The sequence below is a fragment of the Shimia sp. MIT1388 genome, assembly GCF_047124445.1.
GTDB lineage: Bacteria > Pseudomonadota > Alphaproteobacteria > Rhodobacterales > Rhodobacteraceae > Shimia.
In genome coordinates, this window is the sequence record NZ_CP138921.1 from 687,441 (window position 1) to 709,020 (window position 21,580).

Below are 21,580 nucleotides of genomic sequence, written 5' to 3' on the forward strand. Positions count from 1 at the left end.
CCTTATTCTGCAGGTTCAGTGGAGCCGCCAGTGTCTTTGGCTTTGCCACGGTTTTTGATCCACTTGCCAATGCGCTGACCACCTTCGACCAGGCCACCTGGCAGGAAGATTACGACCAGCATGAAGAGGATGCCGAGGGTGAGGTGCCAGCCTTTGCCGATGAACGGGTAGACCAGGAAGACGATGAAGTCTTCGAGACCGTCCGGCATAAAGGCGAACCACTCGTGCAGAACGTCTTTGTTGATCTTGGACAGGATGTTTTCCATGTACTTGATCACACCTGCGCCCAGTACCGGACCGATAAGCGTGCCAACACCGCCGAGGATGGTCATCAGAACCACCTCACCGGAAGCAGTCCAGAACATCCGCTCCGGGCCCACCTGGGTGTCCATGGCCACAAGAAGACCGCCTGCGAGACCTGCATACATGCCGGAGATCACAAAGGCTGCCAGCGTGTGCGGACGTGGGTTCAGACCGGTGTAGGACATACGGGTCTGGTTGGATTTGATCGCACGCAGCATCAGGCCAAATGGGCTGCGGAAGATGCGGATCGAGACATAGAAGGCAATCAGCATCACGATGGCAGCAATGTAGTAGCCGGCATTGAAGGTGAAGAGCCAGTCGCCGATGTTGAGCTCGAAGCTTTGACGCATATCCATGCCAAACAGGTTGGCGCGACCGGTTTCGCCTTCTTCCAGGCTGGAGAAGATTGGACGGTCGGTGGATTTGATCTGCAGGCCGGTTTCACCGCCGGTGATTGGCGTGAGAACCGAGTAGGCCAGAGCGTAAGACATCTGTGCAAAGGCGAGTGTCAGGATCGAGAAGTAGATCCCCGAGCGGCGCAGACAGATGTAGCCCACCGCGACCGAGAAGATACCCGCCACGATCACGCCCATGAAGATGGCCGGGATCACGTTGAGCGAGACCAGCTTCATCATCCAGATGGCGCCGTAGGAGCCCACACCCAGGAAGGCGGCGTGACCAAAGCTGAGGTAGCCGGTGAGGCCGAACAGCAGGTTAAAGCCAATCGCGAAGATGCCGAAGATCACAAAGCGCTGCATCAGGTCGGGGTAGCCCGCGTTGAACTGCGCCATGCCGGAGCTTTCCGGGAAGGGGTTGAGAATGAAGGGCGCCAACATGGTCAGCCCGGTAACGATCAGCATAAGCTGAAGATCTTTTTTGTTGAGACCGAGCATGAGTTAGTCCTCCATGACGCCCTTGCGGCCCATCAGGCCCCGTGGACGGGTCAGCAGAATGATGATGGCGACGAGGTAGATGATGATCTGGTTCAGACCCGGCAGGATCTCCAGAACCTCGCGCATGGAGGCGAAACTTTCCAAAATGCCCAGCAGGAAGCCTGCCAGTACGGCACCTGGCAGCGAGCCCATGCCGCCAACAACCACCACAACAAAGCTCAGCACCAGGAAGTCCATGCCCATGTGATAGTTTGGCGAGTTGATTGGCGTGTACATTACACCAGCCAGACCGGCGACAGCGGCGGCAAGGCCAAACATGATGGTGAAGCGCTTGTCGATGTTGATGCCCAAAAGGCCAACGGTTTCACGGTCCGCCATACCGGCGCGCACAACCATGCCGAAGGTGGTGTATTGCAGGAAGGCAAACACGGCACCGATGATGACGGCGGAGAACACGAAGTAGATGATACGCCAGTAAGGATAGATGATCAGGTTGGGATCAAACCCAAGCATGGCTCCGAAATCCAGCGATCCGGCGAAGGCCTGCGGGGCAGGGGTCGGGATCGGGTTGGCGCCGTAGAAGTACTTGATCACTTCCTGCAGCACGATTGCCAAACCAAAGGTCACAAGGATCTGGTCGGCGTGCGGGCGGTTGTAGAAGTGTTTGATCAGGCCGCGTTCCATGGCGTAGCCCACGAACATCATCACCGGGACGGTGAACAGGATCGACAGGGGGACGGCCCAGTCGATGATCGCGTCGCCGGTGGCCTGGCCAAAGAGGTCATGCAGATAAGGCACGTCGACTTTCAGCGGGTTGCCGAGAAAGTCGGTCTGTGTCTCATCAATAACGGTGTGTGAGAGGGTCAAGATGCGGCTGAAGGTCACCGCGCAGAAGGCACCGATCATGAACAGCGCGCCGTGCGCAAAGTTCACAACACCCAAGGTGCCAAAGATCAGGGTGAGGCCAAGTGCGATCAACGCGTATGCGGATCCCTTGTCCAACCCGTTCAGAATTTGAAGGATAATTGCTTCCATCGGTCCGTCCCTGTGGTTGTCCGATTTCGCCTATGCTGGCGAAGTGGGGCGGGCATTGCTGCCCGCCCGAATTGGGGCGTGATTACGCGCCGTTGTTGCAGGCACCCAGGGTGGCCTCTGGGCCGCCCATCTGTGGGTGATCAGGTGCGTAGGTCACCTGCTCAACCGGGGTCACTTCAACGATTTCCAGAAGGTCGAACTCGGAAGTCGGGTTCTCTTTACCCTTCACAACCAGCACGTCCTTGAAGCACTGGTGGTCGGCGCCGCGATACAGCGTCTTACCGTTGCCCAGACCGTCGAACTCGTAGTCTTCCAGAGCTTCTGCAACCGCACATGGGGCGAAGGAGCCCGCACGCTGAACGGCATCGGCATACAGCAGGGTCTGCACGTAGGTGGTGTGCGCCGCCTGGGATGGTGGGAAGCCATATTTGGTGCCGAAGGACTTAACGAAGGCTTTGGAGCCCTCATCCTGCAGGGACCAGTGCCAGTTGGTGGAACCAAAGATGCCCTTAACGTTGGCACCCGCACCCTTCGCCATCAGGCGGGAGTAGAGTGGAACAACGATCTGGAAGTCTTTGCCGTTCACCTGCTTGTCGCGCAGACCAAACTGAACCGCGTTGGTCAGCGAGTTCACCATGTTGCCGCCGTAGTGGTTCAGAACCAGTGTGTCGGCACCGGACTGCAGAACAGGCGCGATGTAGGAGGAGAAGTCGGTCTGTGTCAGCGGTGTTTTCACAGCTGCAACAGTTTCCCAACCCATGGCCTCGGTGGAGGCACGGACCGCTTCTTCGGTGGTGTAACCCCAGTTGTAGTCGGCGGTCAGGTGATAGGCTTTACGGTCTTTGCCGTAGGCGTTCGCCAGAACCGGCGCCAGAGCGGCACCCGACATGTAGGAGTTGAAGAAGTGACGGAAGCCATTGGCTTTCTTGTCTTTACCAGTGGTGTCGTTGGAGTGGGTCAGACCCGCCATAAAGATCACGCCGGCCTCTTGGCAGAGCGCCTGTACGGCCACAGCCACACCAGAGGACGAACCGCCGGTGATCATGATGGCGCCGTCTTTTTCGATCATGGACTTGGCGGATGCGCGTGCGGCGTCAGACTTGGTCTGGGTGTCGCCGGTGACGTATTCCACTTTCTTGCCCAGGATACCTGTGCCGTCCAGTGCTTTGGAGCTAAAGGTGTTCAGCATGCCGCCGTCGCCGCCACCGTTCAGGTGCTCAACAGCCAGCTGGTAGGCGCGCAGTTCGTCGGCACCCTCGTCCGCGTAAGGACCGGTCTGTGGCACGTTGAAGCCCAGAGTTACGGTGCCGCCAGTGGGTTCGTTGGTGAACGCATGTGCGGACTGAGCCGTAAAGATCGTTGGCAGCGCCAGACCAGCACCGGCGACGGCACTGGTTTTGAGCAAGCCACGACGTGTGAAGTTGCTTTTGGACATATAATCCTCCCGTTGTGTCATTTGTGGATTGGGCTCCTCTTCCCGCACCACAGGCACTATTCGTGCAAAACTATTATCGGGGGCGGTCCGAAAATTTCGCAACAACTGCTTTCAAAGACACAATTTTTTTGTAAAGTAATTCGCATTGCTCTGCAGCAAAATGTAAATTTATTTTTTTGCAGTGCAGAAAGTGTTTGAAACTGAGGGGAAAGCCAATGGTCCAGCAAACCCTAGCAGGCAGCCGTATCAGAGAGCGCCGCGTGATGGCGGGCTTGCGCCAGGCCGAACTTGCAAAGCAGGTCGGAATCTCCGGCAGTTACCTCAACTTAATCGAGCACAACCGCCGCAGAATCGGCGGAAAGCTGTTAAACGACATCGCTCAGGCCCTCAATGTAGAACCCTCTTTGTTAAGTGAAGGTGCAGAGGCGGCGCTTTTGTCAGCTTTGCGTGAGGCGGCGGCGGTCACGGATGCTGTGGAGCCGGAGCTGGAGCGGGGCGATGAGTTTGCCGGACGGTTTCCGGGCTGGGCCGGGTTAATTGCGGAGCAACATAAACGATTGCGCAGCCTGGAGCACACCGCAGCCACCCTGACCGACCGGCTCACACATGACCCGCATTTGGCGACCTCGGTGCATGAGATGTTGACCATGGTGACCGCGATCCGTTCGACGGCGGGGATTTTGGTGGACACCAAAGAGATTGAACCGGAGTGGCGCAACCGTTTTCACCGCAACCTGAATGAGGACAGTCAGCGACTTGCGGAAGGGGCGGAGCAACTGGTGGCCTATCTGGACGATGCGGGGGATGCCTCGGCGGGCATGACGTTGCCTTTGGAAGAGGTGGAGGCGATGCTGGAAGCGCATAAGTTCCGCTTTGACAGCCTGGTCAACGCCACACCGGATGAACTGTCCGTGTTTATTGGCAATCAGGCGCAACTGACCTCGGACGCGGCGCGGGACATGGCTATGTCGGTGGTGCGGCAGTTGCGGGCGGATGCGCGGCTGTTGTCATTGGATATGTTGGAACGGCAGGTCAGCGATGGCGTTGTGGAACCGGCGCGGATTGCATCGGACTATGGCGTGCCGCTCAGCACCGTGTTGCGTCGCTTGGCTGCGGTGTCTGATGACATGCTGCCGATGCCGCTTGGGCTGGTGATGTGTGACGCATCCGGCACCTTGATGTTGCGCAAGCCGGTGGAGGGCTTTGCCATTCCACGCTTTTCTGGCGCGTGCCCGAAGTGGCCGCTGTTTCAGGCCCTGTCGCGTCCAATGCAGGCTTTGCGGCAGACGGTCACCATGACCGGGCGCGAAGCCAAGCGGTTTGACTGCTATGCGGTAAGTGAGCCGATTGGCACCATTCAGCTCAACGTGGCACCGCTGTATCACAGTTACATGCTGATTGTGCCGCTTGAAGAAGCGGGGGAAACTGAGGCAGAGGTTGGGTCGTCCTGTCGTGTCTGTCCGCTGGAGCACTGTGAGGGGCGGCGGGAGCCGTCTTTGCTGGCGGATGTGGGGTAACGTGGGAAAATACCTTTTCTTTTTGTGGGCGACCGCTAAGAATGGCGCACCGCTTGTGGACTTTTTGGGAGGGGAGGCTGCATGGGCAAAAACGTGCTAGTCATCGAAGATGAGCCCAACATCATCGAAGCGATCAGCTTCATCCTGTCTCGTGACGGCTGGTCCGTCGCGACCCATTCCAATGGGCATGACGCGGTTGGGGTGGTGCAGAATGCCATGCCTGATCTGGTCATTCTGGACGTGATGCTGCCGGGAAAAACCGGGTATGACATCCTGCGCGAGCTGCGCAGCGAAGATGCCACACAGGGCCTTCCGGTGCTGATGCTGACCGCCAAGGGGCAGGTCAAAGACCGCGAGATGGCGGAACGTGCCGGCGCAAGCCGCTTTATGACCAAGCCGTTTTCCAATGCTGAGGTGCTGGACGCGGTGCGCGAGTTGGTGGCCGGGTGAGCCCCAAACACAATATTCCTTTTCTGGAGCGGCAGAGTTACCGCCGCCGTCGGTTGATCGACACAATCCGCATGTTGCCGGTCATTGGCGCGGTGCTCTGGGCGGTGCCGCTGTTGTGGCGCCAATCCGAGGCCAGCGGTACGGTGATGACGTCTGACGCAATCATCTACATCTTTCTGGTTTGGCTGTTCATGGTGGTTGGTGGTGCATGGTTGGCCCGCAATCTCAAGCGCAGCGATGCGGAGGAGAAGGAGCGGGGGCGCTGATGGGCACGCTCAATATTCTGGTTGGCGTTTGTCTGATCTACGTCGTGTTCCTGTTCTTGATTGCCTTTGCGGCAGAGCGCGCGGCGCTGGAAGGTAAAGGCGGCTGGCTGCGAAGCCCGTTGATCTACACCTTGTCGCTGTCGATCTATTGCACCGCCTGGACCTTTTACGGCGCGGTGGGCTATGCGGCGCGCTCCGGCCTTGAGTATCTAACGATCTACATTGGCCCGTCGCTGGTGATGATTGGCTGGTGGTGGCTGTTGCGCAAACTGGTGCGGATTGGACGCAGCCAACGCATCACCTCGATTGCCGATTTGATCTCGTCGCGCTACGGAAAATCCAACCTCTTGGCGGTAGGCGTAACCGTCTTGGCGGTGATTGGCACCACGCCGTATATCGCGCTTCAGTTGCAATCGGTGACGGTGAGTTTTGATGTTTTCTCAAATGCTTACGGCGCGGAGTTAACGGAGGCGACGCAGGGTAGTAATGCGCTTTTGGTGGCGGCTGGGCTGGCGCTATTCACCATCGTTTTTGGCACCCGCAACTTGGACGTCAACGAGCGGCACCACGGAGTGGTGATGGCGGTTGCGGTGGAAGCGATTGTGAAGCTGTTTGCTCTGCTGGCGGTGGGCATCTTTGTGGTCTGGGGCCTTGGTGGTGGGGTGAGCGAAACCCTGGCGCGGATCGATGCCAGCGAGATTGGCCAATGGCAGATGCGAGGGGATCGCTGGGCGACGTTGATTTTCCTCTCCGGTGCCGCGTTCCTGTGCTTGCCACGGATGTTTCAGGTCATGGTGGTTGAGAATGAAGATGAGGATCATCTGCGCACCGCGAGCTGGGCCTTTCCCGCCTACCTGATGATCATGAGCCTGTTTGTGGTGCCGATTGCTGTGGTGGGGTTGGACCTCATGCCAGCGGGCAGCAACCCGGATTTCTTTGTGCTGACCGTGCCTTTGGCCACCGGCAATGATGCGCTGGCGATGTTGAGCTTCATCGGGGGATTTTCGAGCGCGACCTCCATGGTGATTGTGGCGGCCTTGGCGCTGTCGACCATGGTGTCCAACCATATTGTGATGCCGATCTGGCTTAGCACGCAGAGCGTAGGAGCGTCTGTTTCTGGTGACGTGCGCCATGTTGTGCTGTTGTCGCGGCGGATTTCCATCGGGGCTGTGGTTTTCCTTGGCTACCTGTATTTCCGCTTGTCGGGGGGAGGCACGGCGTTGGCCTCGATTGGTTTGATCTCCTTTGCCGGGGTGGCGCAGTTTTTGCCGGTTCTGATTGGCGGGATTTTCTGGCGCGGGGCAACGCGCACCGGGGCCTTTGTCGGCCTTACGGTGGGCTTTGTGATCTGGGCCTATACGCTTTTGCTGCCAAGCTTTGGCGCGGGCACTCTGGTGTCGGAAGCGATGCTGACCGAAGGCCCGATGGGGCTGAGCTGGCTGCGGCCACAGGCGTTTTTTGGCATCACTGGGATGGACCCTTTGGTACATGCAGTGTTCTGGTCTATCCTTTTGAACACAATGAGTTTCTTTGTTGCTTCCCTGGTGGGGTTCCCGTCGCCGTTGGAGCGCTTGCAGGGCGCGCAGTTTGTGAATGTGTTTGAGCACAGCTCCACACCGCAAAGCTGGGCGGGCAGCCTGGCGCAGACTGAAGACCTGATGGTCATGGCGCAGCGCATCATCGGTGCGCGGGAGGCGCAGAACCTGTTTGAGCGTGAGGCCAAACGCCAGGGCATGAGTGGGCTGTTGCCGGAGCCCTCGCCGGACTTTTTGCAACGTTTGGAGCGGGAATTGGCTGGGTCGGTGGGCGCGGCAACGGCGCATGCGATGATTGGGCAGATTGTCGGGGGCGCGTCGGTGTCGGTGGAGGACCTGATGGCGGTGGCCGATGAAACCGCGCAGATGATGGAGTACTCCAGCAAGCTGGAAGCCAAATCCGAAGAGCAGGCCCGCACCGCACGGCAATTGCGGCAGGCCAATGAAAAGCTGACACTGATTTCGGAGCAGAAAGACAGCTTCCTGAGCCAAGTGAGCCATGAGCTGCGCACGCCGATGACCTCGATCCGGGCGTTCTCGGAGATTCTGCGGGACAGCGATCGGCTCAGTGAGGATGAAAAGATCAAATACAGCTCGATCATCCATGACGAAGCGCTGCGTCTGACGCGGCTCCTGGATGATTTGCTGGATCTGAGCGTGCTGGAAAGTGGCCGGGTGAACCTGAACATGCAGAGCGGTTCGCTGAAAGGTATTCTGGATCATGCCGTGGCCAGCGCATTGACCGGTGCTGGTGAGCAGAAGATGCAGGTCGTGCGCAATGTCGCCTATGAGGAAATCACCCTGAACACCGATCTGGACCGCCTTAGTCAAGTGTTCATCAACCTCATTGGAAACGCTCAGAAATATTGCGACGCCAGTGCGCCGAAACTGCGCATTGAAGTCGGGCGGAGCAATGGCGCTTTGGTGGTGGATTTCATCGATAACGGCAGCGGTATTCCCAAAACCGAACAGGCGGTGATCTTTGAGAAGTTCTCCCGCACGGGCGAGCAGAAGGTCAAAGGCGCCGGGCTGGGTTTGGCGATTTGTCGCGAGATCATGACCCGTTTGGGGGGGGCGGTGGAATACCTGCCGGGACAAGGTGGCGCGGCGTTTCGGGTGACCTTGCCCGAAGAGGTCGCGCTGGCGGCGCAATAGGCACAATTTCACACGGATTTTGACGGTCTCGTAGAGGCTCTATTAACCTTATTGCGGCACATCTGTCCTGCAAGGAGCCACAAACAGGGCAGATCCGGATATGAGTGAAACTCAAGCCACTTCAATTCTACGTCGTAAAGCAGCGGATGGGCGGACCGAGCATCAGGCGCGCGCGATGACCCCCAACAAGGCCCTGCGCCTTGGCCTCGCTTTGGCGGCGGAAAAGGGTATGGATCTGGCGCTGGATGTGACCGATGTGCGTCATGTTAAGCTGCCGCACCGCGCCGTTGAGGTGACGCTGGACAATGAATCTCTGTTGATCTTGCTTGAAGGGCAGAATGGTGAGCCCGGTGCCCTGGCGATGGATATGCAAGTGATGGCGGGGCTGGTGGAGTTCCAAACCCTTGGTCAGGTTGTTCCCAAGCCGGTAACCGATCGTGTGCCCACCAAGGTGGATGCCGCACTGATCACGCCGTTTCTGGAAGACGCGCTGATGCGCTATGTGCGCATGTTGGCGGAAGAGGGCGAGGCGCCATACTGGCTGCAGCACTACAAATTTGGCGCGATGATGCAGGACACGCGGACGCTGTCGTTGGCGATGACTGCGCAGGATTACCAAATGTTTGTGCTCGACGTGAAACTCGAGCGGGGCAAGAAAACCGGCACCATGGCGCTGCTGTTCCCGGATGTGCAGGTGCTGGTCAATGAGCCCGAAGAGGATGCGGAAACCGACGCCGAGAAATTCCAAAATGGTGTGAAAGAAGCCAGCACCGTGCTGAACGCGGTGGTGGGCAAACTCAGCCTGCCGATTGCGCAGATTCAGGCGTTGCAAGCGGGGGATACGCTGCCGCTGTCCGAAGAGGCGATGCAAAACGCCACGCTCGAGGCGCTGACCGGCGAAGAGATTGCCGAGGTGCGCATTGGGCAGCTCAATGGCATGCGCGCGGTCTGTGTGCCGGGACTGGTGGGCGCGGCACCTGCTGCGGCCCCGTCCACTGAGCTGACGGTGTCGGAGATGCCGGACATGGGTATGCCGGATATGGGCGCGCCCGAGATGCCCGCGATGGACATGCCTGCCATGGACATGCCGGGGATGGACATGCCAGCGATGGGCGGCATGGATGATATTGGTGGCGATCTGCCGGGCATGGCGGAAATGCCTGCGTTGGATGGCGGCGGCTTGCCAGATATGGGTGGTGATTTGCCGGATCTGGGAGGCGGTGGCCTGCCGGACCTTGAGCCAATGGGCGAGATGGGCGTTGGCCTGGATGCGGACAATGGCATGGAAGATTTTGCCGGGTTGGACGATCTCGATGATCTGATCCAGCTGGGCAATGATGACATAGGCGATCCGGCGGCGTTGGCTGATCTGGATTTGACAGGCACGTAAGACTTTCGAGCAGTCTTAACGAGCAGACGCAAAAAAGCCCCGCCGGAAGAGCGGGGCTTTTTGTTTTTAAGTCAGATGCTTATCCTTGCGACTTGATCTCTTCCAGATGCGGCACGAGGCCGGAGACGTCATAGCCCCCGTTGGCGGCGGCGTTCACGATGTCGGCGACGTCCATGTCCTTGGCCTGAGACAGCGCCCAGCAGATGGTGGAGCGTGTGCCAGAGCGGCAGTAGGCCAGCACCTTGCCGTCACAGCCCGCAGCGCTGTCGCGCTGCAGCGCCTGACGGTCCGGGGTCATCGTGTCCATGGTCAGCGGGTTCACCACATATTGCAGGCCAGCCGCTTCGGCGGCCGCGCGCATGGTCTCGGAATGCTGATCCGGGCCGACCTCATTGTCAGGACGGTTGTTGATGACAAGCCCGAAGCCAGCGTCGGCAAGGGCGGCAAAATCTGCGGCGTCAATCTGAGGCGCGGCAAAGAAGCGGTCGGTGATCTGACGAATATCCATGGCGATTGCTTACTCGGCAGGGACGGCGCTGTCCAGTTGCGCGCGCGCCAGAGGGGCCAATGCCATGCCTGCGAGCATTGTCGCGAAGAACACCCAATGCGGCCAACCGCCATAGCTGAGCGAGGCCACGGCTGGGCCAGGACAAAGCCCGGCGAGACCCCAGCCGACGCCAAACAGAACAGAGCCGAGCACAAGGTTGCGACCGAGTTTTGGTTCCGGTGGTGCAGGGAACTCGCCACCCACGACGGGTCTGCGCCCGTTAGTCAGCAGCCAGGCAATGGCCATCGGGATGATTGCGCCGCCCATCACGAAGGCTAGCGTCGGGTCCCAGTTGCCAAAGACGTCCAGCCAGCCTTGCACCTTGGTGGTGTCGGTCATGCCGGAAATGAACAGGCCTGCGCCAAACAGGCCACCTGCGATCAGGGCTAGAAGAATGCGGGGCATCAGATCACTCCCAACAGGTGGCGGAAGAGCACGACGGTCAGGCCGCCGGCCATGATGTAAAACACGGTGGCCACAATTCCGCGCAGAGACAGGCGGGAGATGCCGCAGACGCCGTGGCCGGAGGTACAGCCATTGGCGAGGCGGGTTCCAACGCCCACACAAAGACCTGCGGCGATCAGCACAGCTACGTTGGTGGTGGCGTGTGTGTTCACATCAGAGAACAGCGGGTAGAGCAGCACCGGCACCAGAAAGACCCCTGTCAGGAAGGCCAGACGCTCGGCCATATTGCTTTTGCCAGAGCCATCGACGAGACCGCCGATGATGCCGCTGGCGCCCATGACGCGGCCGTTGCCCAGTAAGAAGACGGCGCCGCCAAGGCCAATGAGGAGGCCGCCGCCCAGCCCGAAGAGCCAGTCGGTTGGTATTGCATTCAACATGATTTTTCCTTTGATGTTCGCGCTTTAAGGATCAAAGTTTATTTACGGGAACCTTGAGGAAGACATCGCCTTCGTCATCCGGTTCCGGCATTTGCCCGGCGCGCATGTTCACCTGCAGCGACGGGATGATGAGTTTGGGCATGGCCAATGTGGCATCCCGGCTGTCGCGCATTTCGACAAAGCTATCTTTGTCGGCACCGTCGCCCACATGCACGTTGTTGGCTTTCTGCTCACCCACGGTGGTTTCCCAAGCGTATTCATCTCGGCCCGGCGCTTTGTAGTCGTGGCCGACAAAAATGCGGGTCTCGTCTGGTAGGGCGAGGATTTTCTGGATCGACTGATACAGCGTCTCGGAAGAGCCGCCGGGGAAGTCACAGCGGGCGGTGCCGAAGTCTGGCATGAACAGTGTGTCGCCTACAAAAGCCGCGTCGCCAATCACATAGGTCATACAGGCCGGAGTGTGGCCGGGAGTGTGCAGCACGTCGCCGCGCAGTTGACCAATCATGAAGCTGTCGCCTTCTTCAAACAGTTTGTCGAACTGGCTGCCGTCCCGCTGGAACTCAGTGCCTTCGTTGAAGACCTTGCCGAAGGTGTCCTGCACAATGGTGATGTTTTTGCCGATGCCAATTTTGCCGCCGATCTTTTCCTGCAGGTAGGGTGCGGCGGAGAGGTGGTCGGCGTGCACATGGCTCTCGAGGATCCACTCCACTTTCAGGTCGTTCTCTTGAACGTAAGTGATGATCTCATCAGCGGATTTGGTGTCGGTGCGGCCAGAGCTGTAGTCAAAGTCCAGCACGCTGTCGATGATGGCGCAGGACGTGCCCTCCGGATCTTTCACAACAAAAGAGATGGTGTTCGTCGCTTCGTCAAAAAAGGCTGTTACGTCGGGGGTCATGGCGATTCCTCTATTTGGTGGGAAACATATATGAAAGATTGCATGTGTTGCAAGATGTGGACGTGATATGTGCCAAAAACATACGCAGTGCGGCGTGTTTTTGGGCGGCTATTGATGTGAATCAAGGCGCAGAATTGGGGCGGCTGTCAAGGTGCGTGCGGGTTTTGAAGCCGTGCCCTTGTGCGGTGGCCCCGGCAATGGAGACGACGATGACAGATCACAGCACATACAAGGCTGCCCTGCTTAAGCGCTTGTCAGAGCTGGATAAACGGCTGCACGCAATCGAGGCTGAGCTGGACGCGCCACACTCCAAAGATTGGGATGAGGCGGCGGTTGAGCATGAGGGTGACGAGGTGCTTGAGGGGTTGGGCACCAGCGGTCAGGACGAAATCCGTAAAATCCAAGCGGCCTTGGAGCGGATGCGCGCCGGGGAGTATGGTTTTTGTGTGAAATGTGGGGACGAGATTGCGGCTGCGCGATTGGATGTGGTGCCTGAGGCGCCGCTGTGCAGCACCTGCGCTGCGGGCTAGGGGGAGCCGGCGCGTCTGATTTTTTAAAATTGCGTTTGGGAGGACGTTACATGACTGTCGAACAACTATTGAGCCGCGCGGAAGCGCTGGAAAGTAAAATTCACAAGGCGGACGACATGGACCGCTATGAGCTGCATCAGCAGCTGCACCGTACGTTGATAAACATTGAGCAAAGCGGTGGTCGTGTGCCCGCGCGTCTGCGTCGTCTGGATCTTGATCTGCTGGATCAGGAGATCGAAGACAGTTTTGACAATATGCCGGTGTGATCGCCGGACTTTGGCTTGACGCAGTGTGACAGATGTGCCGACCCGTGCAGCCCTGTGGATAACTGGGCTTGCGCGGCGGCTTTGTGCGGCTAAACTCTGAAAACACAAAGGCTTGCGCCGAAGTTTGTCAGGGTTTTAGGCATGACGCAGTTGCTAGATTATGCGGTCGAGGGCGGGGTTGCGGTCCTGTCGATGAACCATCCGCCCACCAATGCGCTGACCGCGGAGTTGCGGGCGGCGGTCTATGAGGCCTTGCAGACCGCGCTTGCGGACAAAATGGTGGGCGCGATAGCGCTTCTGGGCAGTGGTGCAGAGTTTTCTGCCGGGCGCGACTATTCCGAACTTGGCAAACCGATTGCCCATCCCAATCTGGCGGAGCTGTGCGCTGCGGTTGAGGCCGCGGGCAAGCCGGTGGTCGCTGGATTGTCGGGTGCCGTGATGGGCGGCGGGCTGGAGCTCGCCTGGGCTGGCCATTACCGCGTGGCGCTGAGCAGCACGCAGGTGGCGATGCCCGAGGTCGCACTTGGCGTGATGCCGGGGGCAGGCGGCACACAGCGGGCACCGCGCTTGTTGGGGGCGGATACGGCGCTCAATATCCTTTTGTCCGGTGTGATGATTCCGATCACCTCCGCTGAGGTGGCGGGCATGGTGGACGAGGTTGTCGAAGGCGATCTGCGCGAGGCCACCGTGCTTTTTGCGCTTAATTGCATTGCCAAATACAAACCCGCGCGGCCAACGGCGGATGCCACCGGTGGGATTGCCGATTTTCAGGCGTTTCAGGCGGGCGTGAGCAAATGGGAAAAACGCATCGACCCGCGGGGGCAGGACGCGGCCTTGGCCATTCTGGAATGCGTGAAAGCTGCGCCGTTGTTGCCGTTTGAGGTTGGTCTGGAGTTTGAGCGCGAGCGGTTTGAAGAATTAGTGAATTCGGATCAAAGCCGAGCGTTGCGTCATGTGGCGCTGGCGGAGCGGCGCGCAACACGCTTGCCGGAGATGCATCAGGCCGAACCCCGTCCGGTGAAAACACTGGGCGTAGTGGTTGGCGCAGATCGTGTGGGCGCGGATTTGGCGCTGGCGGCTTTGCAGCATGGCGTGTCAGTCGTGTTGACGGCGCAGGTGCCTGCGGCGTTGGAGTTGGCGCAACGGCGGATCGAGGCCGCGTTGCAGCGCATGGTCACCAGTGGCCGCATCGAAGATGTCGCGTCCCGTGAGATGTTGGCGCGCCTGCGGGCAGAAGCGGACTTGGTGGCCTTGTCGCGGGCCGATTTGGTGATTGAAGCCATCGGGCAGGGACGTGAGATTTCACGTCAGATTGCGGCGCAACTGGACGGGATTGTCAAAGACGGCGCGGTGATGGCGGTACATGATGACGCGGCGCAGATCGGCCCAGTGGCGCAGGCCACGGGCAGCCCGCAGGATGTGGTTGGCCTCTACGTGCCAAACCTGCATCTGCGCACCTCCGGTGCGGAGGTCGCAGTGGGCAAAAGCACGGGACCTGAGGCGGTTGCGACGCTGTTTGCCACGCTGAGCGCCATGGGCTTCCTGCCGGTGCGGGCCAAGACCTACAACGGGTTGATTGGGCAAAACGTCATGGGCGCCTGCATCCGTGCGGCAGAAGATTTGCTGCGCATTGGGGCCGATCCGTATGAGATTGACCGGGTCATGCACAGCTGGGGCTTCTCCCTGGGCCCGTTTCAAATTGCGGATGCTTTGGGCTTGAATGCGCCGGGGCTGCGCACGGCACAGGCGGGGATCAGCACTGTGCTGTATCGCATGGGCCGTGAAGGGCGCGGGGCGCAACGCGGCTGGTATCAGTATTCGCAAGAGCACCCGTTTGGCGCGGCGGATGCCGATACGCTTCGTATTGTGCGCGCGGTGATCGACGAAGACCCCAAACCGGTGAGCGATGTGGGCGTGCGTGACGTGGACATTGAAAAGACCTGCCTCGCAGCGATGGCCAACGCCGGGGCGCGTTTGTTGCGCATGGGGGTAGCGTCCAAGCCATCAGACATTGATGTGACCATGATCCACGGCTTTGGCTTCCCGCGCTGGCTGGGTGGGCCGATGCAGGCGGCGGATGATCACGGGTTGATCGACCTGCGCAACCACGTGCGCAAGCTGGCGGAGCAGGGGGATGCCTTCTGGAAGCCGGAGCCGCTGTTTGACACGCTGATCAAAAACGGGCGCGGCTTTGGGGCGCTCAATGGCTAAGGTTTAGGACAGGGAAATCCCGACCATCACCACCATCAGGCCAATCACAGACAGGAACAGTGCGCCGAGGTTCAGCGGCACCACCTTCTGAACAGCCGCACGCAGCTCTTCGTCCGACAGGCCGGCCTTGCGGGCTTTGGCGACTTTCACGATGGAGAGCAGCAGGCCCAGCAGGCCAATCACCGACATAAGGGCACCAGCCCAGATCATCCATTGCATCGCAGACGTCCTCTTTTGCGGGCGCATGTGAGGGCGCACCCTGTCTGGACAGGGCAGCTACCGGATTGTTGGCACACACGCAAGGCAAGGGACGCGCGGCATTTGGCACAGATCACGGGAAATGGCGAAGCGGGCCTTGCATGGCAGAGCGGTTTGCGGTCTATAGCTGCGTTAATCTTGGCGCCCGCGCGGCGCGCATAATCGGCACAAAATGAGGTCAGACATGAGCGAAGGCACATCTTCGGACGCGCAATACGGCGTCACCGGTCAGGAACTGAAACAGTTCATCGAGCGCGTCGAGCGTTTGGAACTTGAAAAGGCCGAAGTGGCTGAGCAGATCAAAGAGGTCTTTGCAGAGATGAAAGGCCGCGGCTTTGACGTGAAAGCGATCCGCACAATAATCCGCGAGCGCAAGCAAGACCCCAATGATGTGGCCGAGCAGGAAGCGGTGATTGACATGTATAAATCTGCGTTGGGCATGGCGTAAGGCGCGATCCAATTGCAGCGATGAGAAAACGGCTCCTGATTGGGGCCGTTTTTTGCTTTAGGGGGTCAGGACCGTTACGCCGGGGATACGTTCGATGCGGTAGACATCCTCATCATAGGCCTGCGTCATGTGCTCGACCATGGGCACGGTCCAACCAGGCAAGTCGAGTTCTTCTTCGATCTCGTCTTCGATGGCAAACTTATCCAGGAACGCCGCATAAATGCGCCGTTTCTGGATTTCGGTCACGCCGGGATGTTCGACCAGGAAGGCCTCCAATCGGGCCATGCCCTCGTCGCTCATGATGCTGCGCAGAAGATCTGTGCCGCCTGCCACTGCGGTGGCCGGGTCCAGCCCTGCCATGTCGCGCATGATTTCTTCCCAAATGATCGGGGTGTCTTCGTTGCACCAAACCGTGACCGGCATATGTGGCACTGCATCGCGGATGCGCAGGATCAGCTCGGACCAGCGCAGCGCCAGCGGGTCACAATCGTCGGTGACCTGTTCGATCGAGTGGGTCGGGGACGCCGCCACAAGCGCGGGCACAAACGTGGCCGGATTGCGGATCGACATGAAGATTTCCAGATCTTCGCCGTAAAACAGCGAAGACACGCCGCGCAGCCGGTCGCCAGCGCTTGAAAACAGGCAGTTGTCGCGGATGGCCAAACGCGGCACGCCAAAGAAGTTGTCATTGGACAGGATCATGCGATCTGGCTTGGCGTCGCCAATCATGCCGCTCATGATCGCCCCTTTGTGGTCGGTGGCCATCATCGAGGAGGACATCTGACCCAGCGTGTCACGGATTTGTCTGCGATAGGTCGACTGAGGTGGCAAGGCCACACCATTCTGCGCCAGCAGGTCCCGGTTTTTGGTCAGGCTGCCGAGTAGTTTGCCTTCGTCTGTGAAGTGCGCGCCTGCGTGAAGTACAATCTGCATGTTCTTTTCGTTGTTGGATTGTGCTGGATCAATTATAGCCTCGTTTCTGGACAGTAAAACCGAATTCAGGCAACACAAGGGCGCGATAAAGGAATCCCCTGTGCAATCACATGTGACATCACCGCCCGCCGCACAAGCTTCACCGTCCAAGGTGTTGAAAAGGCGCCTGTCTTTTGATCCGTGGTCCTCGGGGGCGCTGTTTGTCGCCACTATTGTGCTGGCGCCGATCCTGGCGGTGGTCTGGATAGCCTTTCATCCGGTTGAGAATATCTGGCCGCATTTGTTGTCCACCACTCTGCCACGTTACATGCGCAATACGCTGGTGTTGATGGCCGCAGTCGGCTTCTTCGCCGCCTCCATGGGGGCCACCACCGCCTGGTTGGTGACGCGCTATCGCTTCCCCGGAGTGCAGTGGATTCAATGGGCACTGCTGCTGCCGCTGGCCATTCCGGCCTATGTGGGCGCCTACGCGCTGGTGGATTTCCTGGAATATGCCGGCCCCGTGCAAACCGGCTTGCGGGATCTCTTTGGTTGGAAAACCAGCCGCGACTATTGGTTCCCGGAAATCCGCTCCATGGGCGCCGCGATCCTGGTGCTGTCTGCGGCCATGTTCCCCTATGTTTACATTCTAGCGCGCGCGGCGTTTCGCGAGCAATCCGGCGCTGGCGAAGAGGTGGCGCGCTCATTGGGGGCAGGGCCAGTGGCCCGGTTCTGGCGCGTGGGCCTGCCGATGGCGCGCCCGGCTATTGCGGCGGGTACCGCCATTGTGATGATGGAAACCGTGAATGACTTTGGCACGGTAGACTATTTTGCGGTGCAAACCCTGACCACCGGCATCTTTAGCGTTTGGCTGGAAAGCAACAATGCAGGCGGCGCAGCACAGATTTCCAGTGTGGTGCTGATGCTGGTGATCCTTTTGGTCACCATGGAGAAAATCAGCCGTCGCAAGGTGCAGTTTTTCAGCCTGAGCAATCGCAATCGGCCGGCGGAACGCGTGAAGCTGACCGGTCTTTGGGGCTGGGTGGCGATGCTGGCCTGTCTGATGCCGTTTCTGGTTGGCTTTGTGATGCCGTTTGCCGTGATCGCCCATAATGCTGCTGGGAGTCTGGATCAATGGCGCGATCCGGCGCTGCTGACCGCTTTGTGGAACACATTGCGGGTCTGCGGCATCGCGGCGGTGGTCACCGTGGTGGCCGGTGTCTTTATGGTCTATGGCGTGCGGCTATCGGGCCGCAGCCTGCCGCGCCTGTTGTTGCCGATCACCACCATTGGCTATGCCGCCCCAGGGGCCGTTTTGGCCGTTGGCATATTGATCCCGCTGGCGGTGCTCGATCACAAACTCGCGGACCTGATCGAGGCCATGACCGGCTCCCCAACCGGACTGATTCTCACCGGCTCCTCCTTTGCGCTGATTCTGGCCTACTGCGTGCGATTCTTTGCCATTGCGCAGGGCGCTGCAGACGGCGCCATGGGGCGTGTGCCGCCCAGTTTGCCCATGGCAGCCAGATCTCTGGGCCGCACAAAAGGGCAGGTGTTGCGCGAGGTCTATCTGCCGTTGGTGCGTGCCTCGATTGGCTCCGCTTTGCTTTTGGTCTTTGTGGATTGCGTAAAAGAGCTGCCCGCGACCATGCTTTTGCGCCCCTTTAACTTTGATACATTGGCCACACGCGTGCACGAGCAAGCCAGTTTGGAGAACCTGCCAGACGCCAGCCCGGGCGCGATCATGATTGTTTTGGTGGGGCTTGTGGCGGTTGGATTGCTTGCCCGCGCAAATCGCTAAAAAAGCCTCTTGCAGGTTCTGATCGAAGGCCTTAAACGAAGCTCCAGTGCCCCTATAGCTCAGCTGGTAGAGCAACTGATTTGTAATCAGTAGGTCCGCGGTTCGAGTCCGTGTGGGGGCACCACCTTTTCCACAATTGGCACCGGTTTTTGGCTTGCAGCACACGCTCGGGCTATCGTAGTTCCCACGACGGATGTCGCTTCGAGTGCTGACACGCCACCCTTTGGCCAACCGCAAGAGAGATCAATCTGATGACTGACGTGACCGCAACGTCCATCTCTGAGGCTTCAGACCTTTCTAGAGCCGCGCGCTTGTCTGTCGCTCCGATGATGGATTGGGGCGATTATTGTTTCTTTACAATAGTGTGAGATATTTTGAGGGCAAATTGGGTGCACTGTGCCTAGTTGTATTCTGGAGCAACTGCGGTTTGGCGTAACTCGGCTTACCTTTTGGTCTACCCAAACTCTTATCCGTCAGGCCGAAACATGAGAGTGTAAGTAGAAAAAAGTATGGTCGGTCTTGAACTTATTGAGACTACGAAACTAGAGTGGCTCCAACTCAAAGGAACCGTTCAATGTTTCATATTCTTACCGATCAAAGAGTTAAGTGTTACTCAATTATGACCAGCATGCCGCTTGGTAAGTACCTTGATCTTGTTGAGAGTGCTTATGCCGATCTGGGAGGTGTGGAGGGCCAGCGGGCACCGTTAAAGACCAAGACTGCGACAACAATCAGGAGTAGATTGGTTTCTGACATAAAACAGGGTGCTATTGTTCCGCCCGTTGTTGTTGGTGTGCTGATACCTAGCGAAGCATACGAAGGTTTAGCTACCGCCGAACAGATCGATGATTTTCTAAGGATTGCTGAGGATGCGGGCGGAGATCGCATTTCCATCATCGATGGTATGCAGCGGACAACCGCTATGCTTGAAGCGCTTGAGGAAGATCCTTTGGCTGCAGAGCGTGAAGTACGCGTAGAGTTTTGGGTCGCAGAGAAAGTTAACAGTCTTATCTATCGTATGCTTGTACTAAACACAGGGCAGGTTCCTTGGGAGACGGGACGACAGTTGGAGACTGTGTACGGGCAGTTTTTGACCCAAATAAAAGCGACCTTGGGCGAAAGAGTTTCAATTTTTGATACTGATGACAGGCGCCGTAGAGTGAAGTCTGGAATGTATCAGAGTAAGAATATCATTGAACTTCTGCTTCTTTTCTCGTCCAGAAAAATCGAAATAGACGTCAAGGACAGGGTGGCCGAGGACTTTGCTCGATTAGATACAATTGAAACGACGTCACATTCTGATTTTATTGAGTACTTCACAAGAACGCTGAGCATCTTGGTCGAACTGGACGAGCAATTCTCTAGGTTTTCCTTTGAAGATCCGGAGGGCCATCGATTTAAAACCGGTCGAGATGTGTTTTCGAGTTTTCCAGCTTTGGCAGGTTTTTGTTCCATGGTGTCGGTAGAATTATTTGACGAGCCGGGCTTTGATATCGACTGGGGCGCTGCTCCCGAAAAGATGAAGGCAATAGAAAGTTCATTTCAGGAAATCGTAGAAAAAATTAAACCGTTAAGCGATGACGCTTTAGGTGAGTTTCTTCAGCTTGATTTGTTGGAAGAGCGTCTGCGGCAACCGAGTGGACAAGTTGGACGGTTCGAAAGAGAGATATTTCGGCGAGCCTTTTCTTCAATGCTGCGAAATGCGCACAGAATTAGTTCTTTAGAGCCTTGCTGGAAAGCATAATGCCACAAATGAAAGAACACTGGCAAGCAATCTTCGGAGAGCTTGCTGCTTCGGCTGGTCGTGAGGATCTTGTTGGGAAACTTAGGACCGCTGATTTACCCGATAAAATCAAAGAGGCTCAGCTAAAAAAATACAAATCTCTGGCGATTTTTCCGGATGATCTTGTCGAGATGCCCAGGGCAGGATTTGTTTCTCGAATCAAAAGTGGAGATGAGATACTTATTTGCGTTCAGACCGATGATTTTTCGACGAGCGAACTGCAAGAGCTGGAAAATAGTTTAGCTGCGTATGGAGCCAATAGTGATGAGTTGGATGAAAGTACGTTTATGGTTTTGTCCCACGGATTGCGGGGAGCATACCGCCCTAAAGCCGATTTTTTAGACAAGGACGCTGCCTTTAACCAGATAGGAATCGCAGAAGAGCCAACCTATGAAGGTCACGAAATTTCGGACGTTATGCAGTTGTTCGAGGACGTTAGTCTTTTTCGCATAGATCCAAATAGCGATTTAGCAAGTTGCAATAAGTGGTTCTTGGCAGCATACATTGCCGCTTGTTGCTCAGCTTTTAGGACTAAATCCTTTCCTCAGGATACTTCGGAGAAACTTAATGCGCTGTTGCAACTTAAAAACTCAAACCCAGAACTGATATTTTATGCAGTAACATCAATACATTTGCGTCAGTGCTTTCTTGAGGTCTACAGGGGGCTCGAAACCTTGTTTTATCTGCCTTGGATGAAGCTCCTAAAAGATGAATTGAGTTTCACGGGGAGCGGAAGGTCTCTAGCTAGCACATTGAGAAAAAGTATAGGCTGGCGGCAGAAAGAAAAGGAGTCGATTTGTGAGTTGTTCGCGTTGGCAGACAACGCGATGGTTATGGATAATCGCATTAATTCGTTGCCATCGTTCAAAGACTTGAATTTTGATGAAGTTAACAATCAGGCGATTGCGAGAAGAATCTACAAAATTAGAAATATTCTGGTGCATCAAGAAGATTACGATGATCCGTCTCCAATAAATCTGACTCAAGAATGCTGGCCAGTTTTGGTTGACTATCTGCTTGATGTCACAGTTCACTTGTACACTACTTTTGGTGCTGATGCCGACTTTGATTTTGACGAAGGTGCAAGGCGTGCAGAAAATGCCTAGAT

General features: G+C 57.5%; 21 protein-coding genes and 1 tRNA gene. 13 read left to right on the top strand and 9 right to left on the bottom strand.

The features are described from left to right. Nucleotides 1–2: 2 nt before the first annotated feature. The 3 genes from SIB92_RS03370 to SIB92_RS03380 all read right to left on the bottom strand — a co-directional run bounded on the left by SIB92_RS03370 (nucleotide 3) and on the right by SIB92_RS03380 (nucleotide 3,666). Complete coding sequence (locus SIB92_RS03370; protein ID WP_294119600.1) at nucleotides 3–1,196, bottom strand: branched-chain amino acid ABC transporter permease; 1,194 nt, start codon at nucleotides 1,194–1,196, stop codon at nucleotides 3–5. A 3-nt stretch (nucleotides 1,197–1,199) separates the two neighbouring features. Beyond that, complete coding sequence (locus tag SIB92_RS03375; RefSeq protein ID WP_412554486.1) at nucleotides 1,200–2,231, bottom strand: branched-chain amino acid ABC transporter permease; 1,032 nt, start codon at nucleotides 2,229–2,231, stop codon at nucleotides 1,200–1,202. Between the two features lie 82 nt (nucleotides 2,232–2,313). Then, nucleotides 2,314–3,666: a substrate-binding protein gene (locus SIB92_RS03380; RefSeq protein ID WP_412554488.1), complete on the bottom strand. Its 1,353-nt coding sequence runs from the start codon at nucleotides 3,664–3,666 to the stop codon at nucleotides 2,314–2,316. Nucleotides 3,667–3,881: 215 nt separating this feature from the next. Here SIB92_RS03380 and SIB92_RS03385 point away from each other — a divergent pair, with 215 nt between their 5' ends. The 5 genes from SIB92_RS03385 to SIB92_RS03405 all read left to right on the top strand — a co-directional run bounded on the left by SIB92_RS03385 (nucleotide 3,882) and on the right by SIB92_RS03405 (nucleotide 9,979). Continuing rightward, the gene (locus SIB92_RS03385; protein ID WP_412554489.1) at nucleotides 3,882–5,183 is read left to right on the top strand and encodes a short-chain fatty acyl-CoA regulator family protein; all 1,302 of its coding nucleotides are present in this window, start codon (nucleotides 3,882–3,884) and stop codon (nucleotides 5,181–5,183) included. Between the two features lie 81 nt (nucleotides 5,184–5,264). Continuing rightward, nucleotides 5,265–5,633 carry a response regulator transcription factor gene (locus SIB92_RS03390; RefSeq protein WP_412550250.1) on the top strand — a complete coding sequence of 123 codons (369 nt, stop codon included), beginning with the start codon at nucleotides 5,265–5,267 and terminating at the stop codon, nucleotides 5,631–5,633. After that, nucleotides 5,630–5,899 carry a hypothetical protein gene (locus SIB92_RS03395; RefSeq protein WP_412554490.1) on the top strand — a complete coding sequence of 90 codons (270 nt, stop codon included), beginning with the start codon at nucleotides 5,630–5,632 and terminating at the stop codon, nucleotides 5,897–5,899. The genes SIB92_RS03390 and SIB92_RS03395 overlap by 4 nt, the downstream gene beginning before the upstream one ends. Next, nucleotides 5,899–8,589 carry an ATP-binding protein gene (locus tag SIB92_RS03400; protein WP_412554491.1) on the top strand — a complete coding sequence of 897 codons (2,691 nt, stop codon included), beginning with the start codon at nucleotides 5,899–5,901 and terminating at the stop codon, nucleotides 8,587–8,589. The genes SIB92_RS03395 and SIB92_RS03400 overlap by 1 nt, the downstream gene beginning before the upstream one ends. A 100-nt stretch (nucleotides 8,590–8,689) precedes the next feature. After that, complete coding sequence (locus SIB92_RS03405; protein WP_412554492.1) at nucleotides 8,690–9,979, top strand: FliM/FliN family flagellar motor switch protein; 1,290 nt, start codon at nucleotides 8,690–8,692, stop codon at nucleotides 9,977–9,979. Between the two features lie 79 nt (nucleotides 9,980–10,058). Here the strand turns inward: SIB92_RS03405 and SIB92_RS03410 are convergent, their stop codons facing one another. The 4 genes from SIB92_RS03410 to SIB92_RS03425 are packed head-to-tail and all read right to left on the bottom strand — an operon-like array spanning nucleotide 10,059 to nucleotide 12,263. Continuing rightward, nucleotides 10,059–10,487, bottom strand: a complete 429-nt coding sequence (locus tag SIB92_RS03410; protein ID WP_412554493.1) for a TIGR01244 family sulfur transferase — start codon at nucleotides 10,485–10,487, stop codon at nucleotides 10,059–10,061. A gap of 9 nt (nucleotides 10,488–10,496) precedes the next feature. Beyond that, nucleotides 10,497–10,931, bottom strand: coding sequence for a DUF6691 family protein (locus SIB92_RS03415; protein ID WP_412554494.1), 435 nt, complete (start codon nucleotides 10,929–10,931; stop codon nucleotides 10,497–10,499). Beyond that, complete coding sequence (locus SIB92_RS03420; RefSeq protein WP_412555791.1) at nucleotides 10,931–11,356, bottom strand: YeeE/YedE family protein; 426 nt, start codon at nucleotides 11,354–11,356, stop codon at nucleotides 10,931–10,933. The genes SIB92_RS03415 and SIB92_RS03420 overlap by 1 nt, the downstream gene beginning before the upstream one ends. Before the next feature lie 43 nt (nucleotides 11,357–11,399). Then, nucleotides 11,400–12,263 (bottom strand): MBL fold metallo-hydrolase, encoded by an 864-nt coding sequence (locus SIB92_RS03425; RefSeq protein WP_412554495.1) that lies wholly within the window; start codon nucleotides 12,261–12,263, stop codon nucleotides 11,400–11,402. 209 nt (nucleotides 12,264–12,472) lie between these two features. On the opposite strand from SIB92_RS03425, the gene SIB92_RS03430 reads away from it, so the two are divergent. From SIB92_RS03430 to SIB92_RS03440, 3 genes are all read left to right on the top strand, one after another. Further along, nucleotides 12,473–12,793: a TraR/DksA family transcriptional regulator gene (locus SIB92_RS03430; RefSeq protein ID WP_412554496.1), complete on the top strand. Its 321-nt coding sequence runs from the start codon at nucleotides 12,473–12,475 to the stop codon at nucleotides 12,791–12,793. Nucleotides 12,794–12,843: 50 nt separating this feature from the next. Next, nucleotides 12,844–13,059, top strand: coding sequence for a hypothetical protein (locus SIB92_RS03435; protein ID WP_412554497.1), 216 nt, complete (start codon nucleotides 12,844–12,846; stop codon nucleotides 13,057–13,059). A 141-nt stretch (nucleotides 13,060–13,200) separates the two neighbouring features. Further along, a complete protein-coding gene (locus SIB92_RS03440) occupies nucleotides 13,201–15,270 on the top strand; it encodes an enoyl-CoA hydratase-related protein (protein ID WP_412554498.1) in 2,070 nt (689 codons plus the stop codon). A gap of 3 nt (nucleotides 15,271–15,273) precedes the next feature. On the opposite strand, the gene SIB92_RS03445 is transcribed toward SIB92_RS03440, so the two are convergent. Continuing rightward, nucleotides 15,274–15,489, bottom strand: a complete 216-nt coding sequence (locus SIB92_RS03445) for a hypothetical protein (RefSeq protein ID WP_294119585.1) — start codon at nucleotides 15,487–15,489, stop codon at nucleotides 15,274–15,276. 223 nt (nucleotides 15,490–15,712) lie between these two features. Between SIB92_RS03445 and SIB92_RS03450 the strand changes: the two genes are divergently transcribed. Continuing rightward, entirely contained in the window at nucleotides 15,713–15,976 is a 264-nt protein-coding gene (locus tag SIB92_RS03450; protein WP_294119584.1) for a DUF2312 domain-containing protein, read from the top strand. Nucleotides 15,977–16,033: 57 nt separating this feature from the next. Here SIB92_RS03450 and SIB92_RS03455 read toward each other — a convergent pair whose 3' ends face one another. Next, complete coding sequence (locus tag SIB92_RS03455; RefSeq protein WP_412554499.1) at nucleotides 16,034–16,909, bottom strand: hypothetical protein; 876 nt, start codon at nucleotides 16,907–16,909, stop codon at nucleotides 16,034–16,036. Nucleotides 16,910–17,060: 151 nt separating this feature from the next. Here SIB92_RS03455 and SIB92_RS03460 point away from each other — a divergent pair, with 151 nt between their 5' ends. The 4 genes from SIB92_RS03460 to SIB92_RS03475 all read left to right on the top strand — a co-directional run bounded on the left by SIB92_RS03460 (nucleotide 17,061) and on the right by SIB92_RS03475 (nucleotide 21,578). Then, nucleotides 17,061–18,689 (top strand): ABC transporter permease, encoded by a 1,629-nt coding sequence (locus SIB92_RS03460; RefSeq protein ID WP_412554500.1) that lies wholly within the window; start codon nucleotides 17,061–17,063, stop codon nucleotides 18,687–18,689. A gap of 48 nt (nucleotides 18,690–18,737) precedes the next feature. Further along, nucleotides 18,738–18,813, top strand: a tRNA-Thr gene (locus SIB92_RS03465). A 450-nt stretch (nucleotides 18,814–19,263) separates the two neighbouring features. Next, nucleotides 19,264–20,433: a hypothetical protein gene (locus tag SIB92_RS03470; RefSeq protein WP_412554501.1), complete on the top strand. Its 1,170-nt coding sequence runs from the start codon at nucleotides 19,264–19,266 to the stop codon at nucleotides 20,431–20,433. Then, the gene (locus SIB92_RS03475) at nucleotides 20,433–21,578 is read left to right on the top strand and encodes a hypothetical protein (protein ID WP_412554502.1); all 1,146 of its coding nucleotides are present in this window, start codon (nucleotides 20,433–20,435) and stop codon (nucleotides 21,576–21,578) included. The genes SIB92_RS03470 and SIB92_RS03475 overlap by 1 nt, the downstream gene beginning before the upstream one ends. Nucleotides 21,579–21,580: the final 2 nt, after the last annotated feature.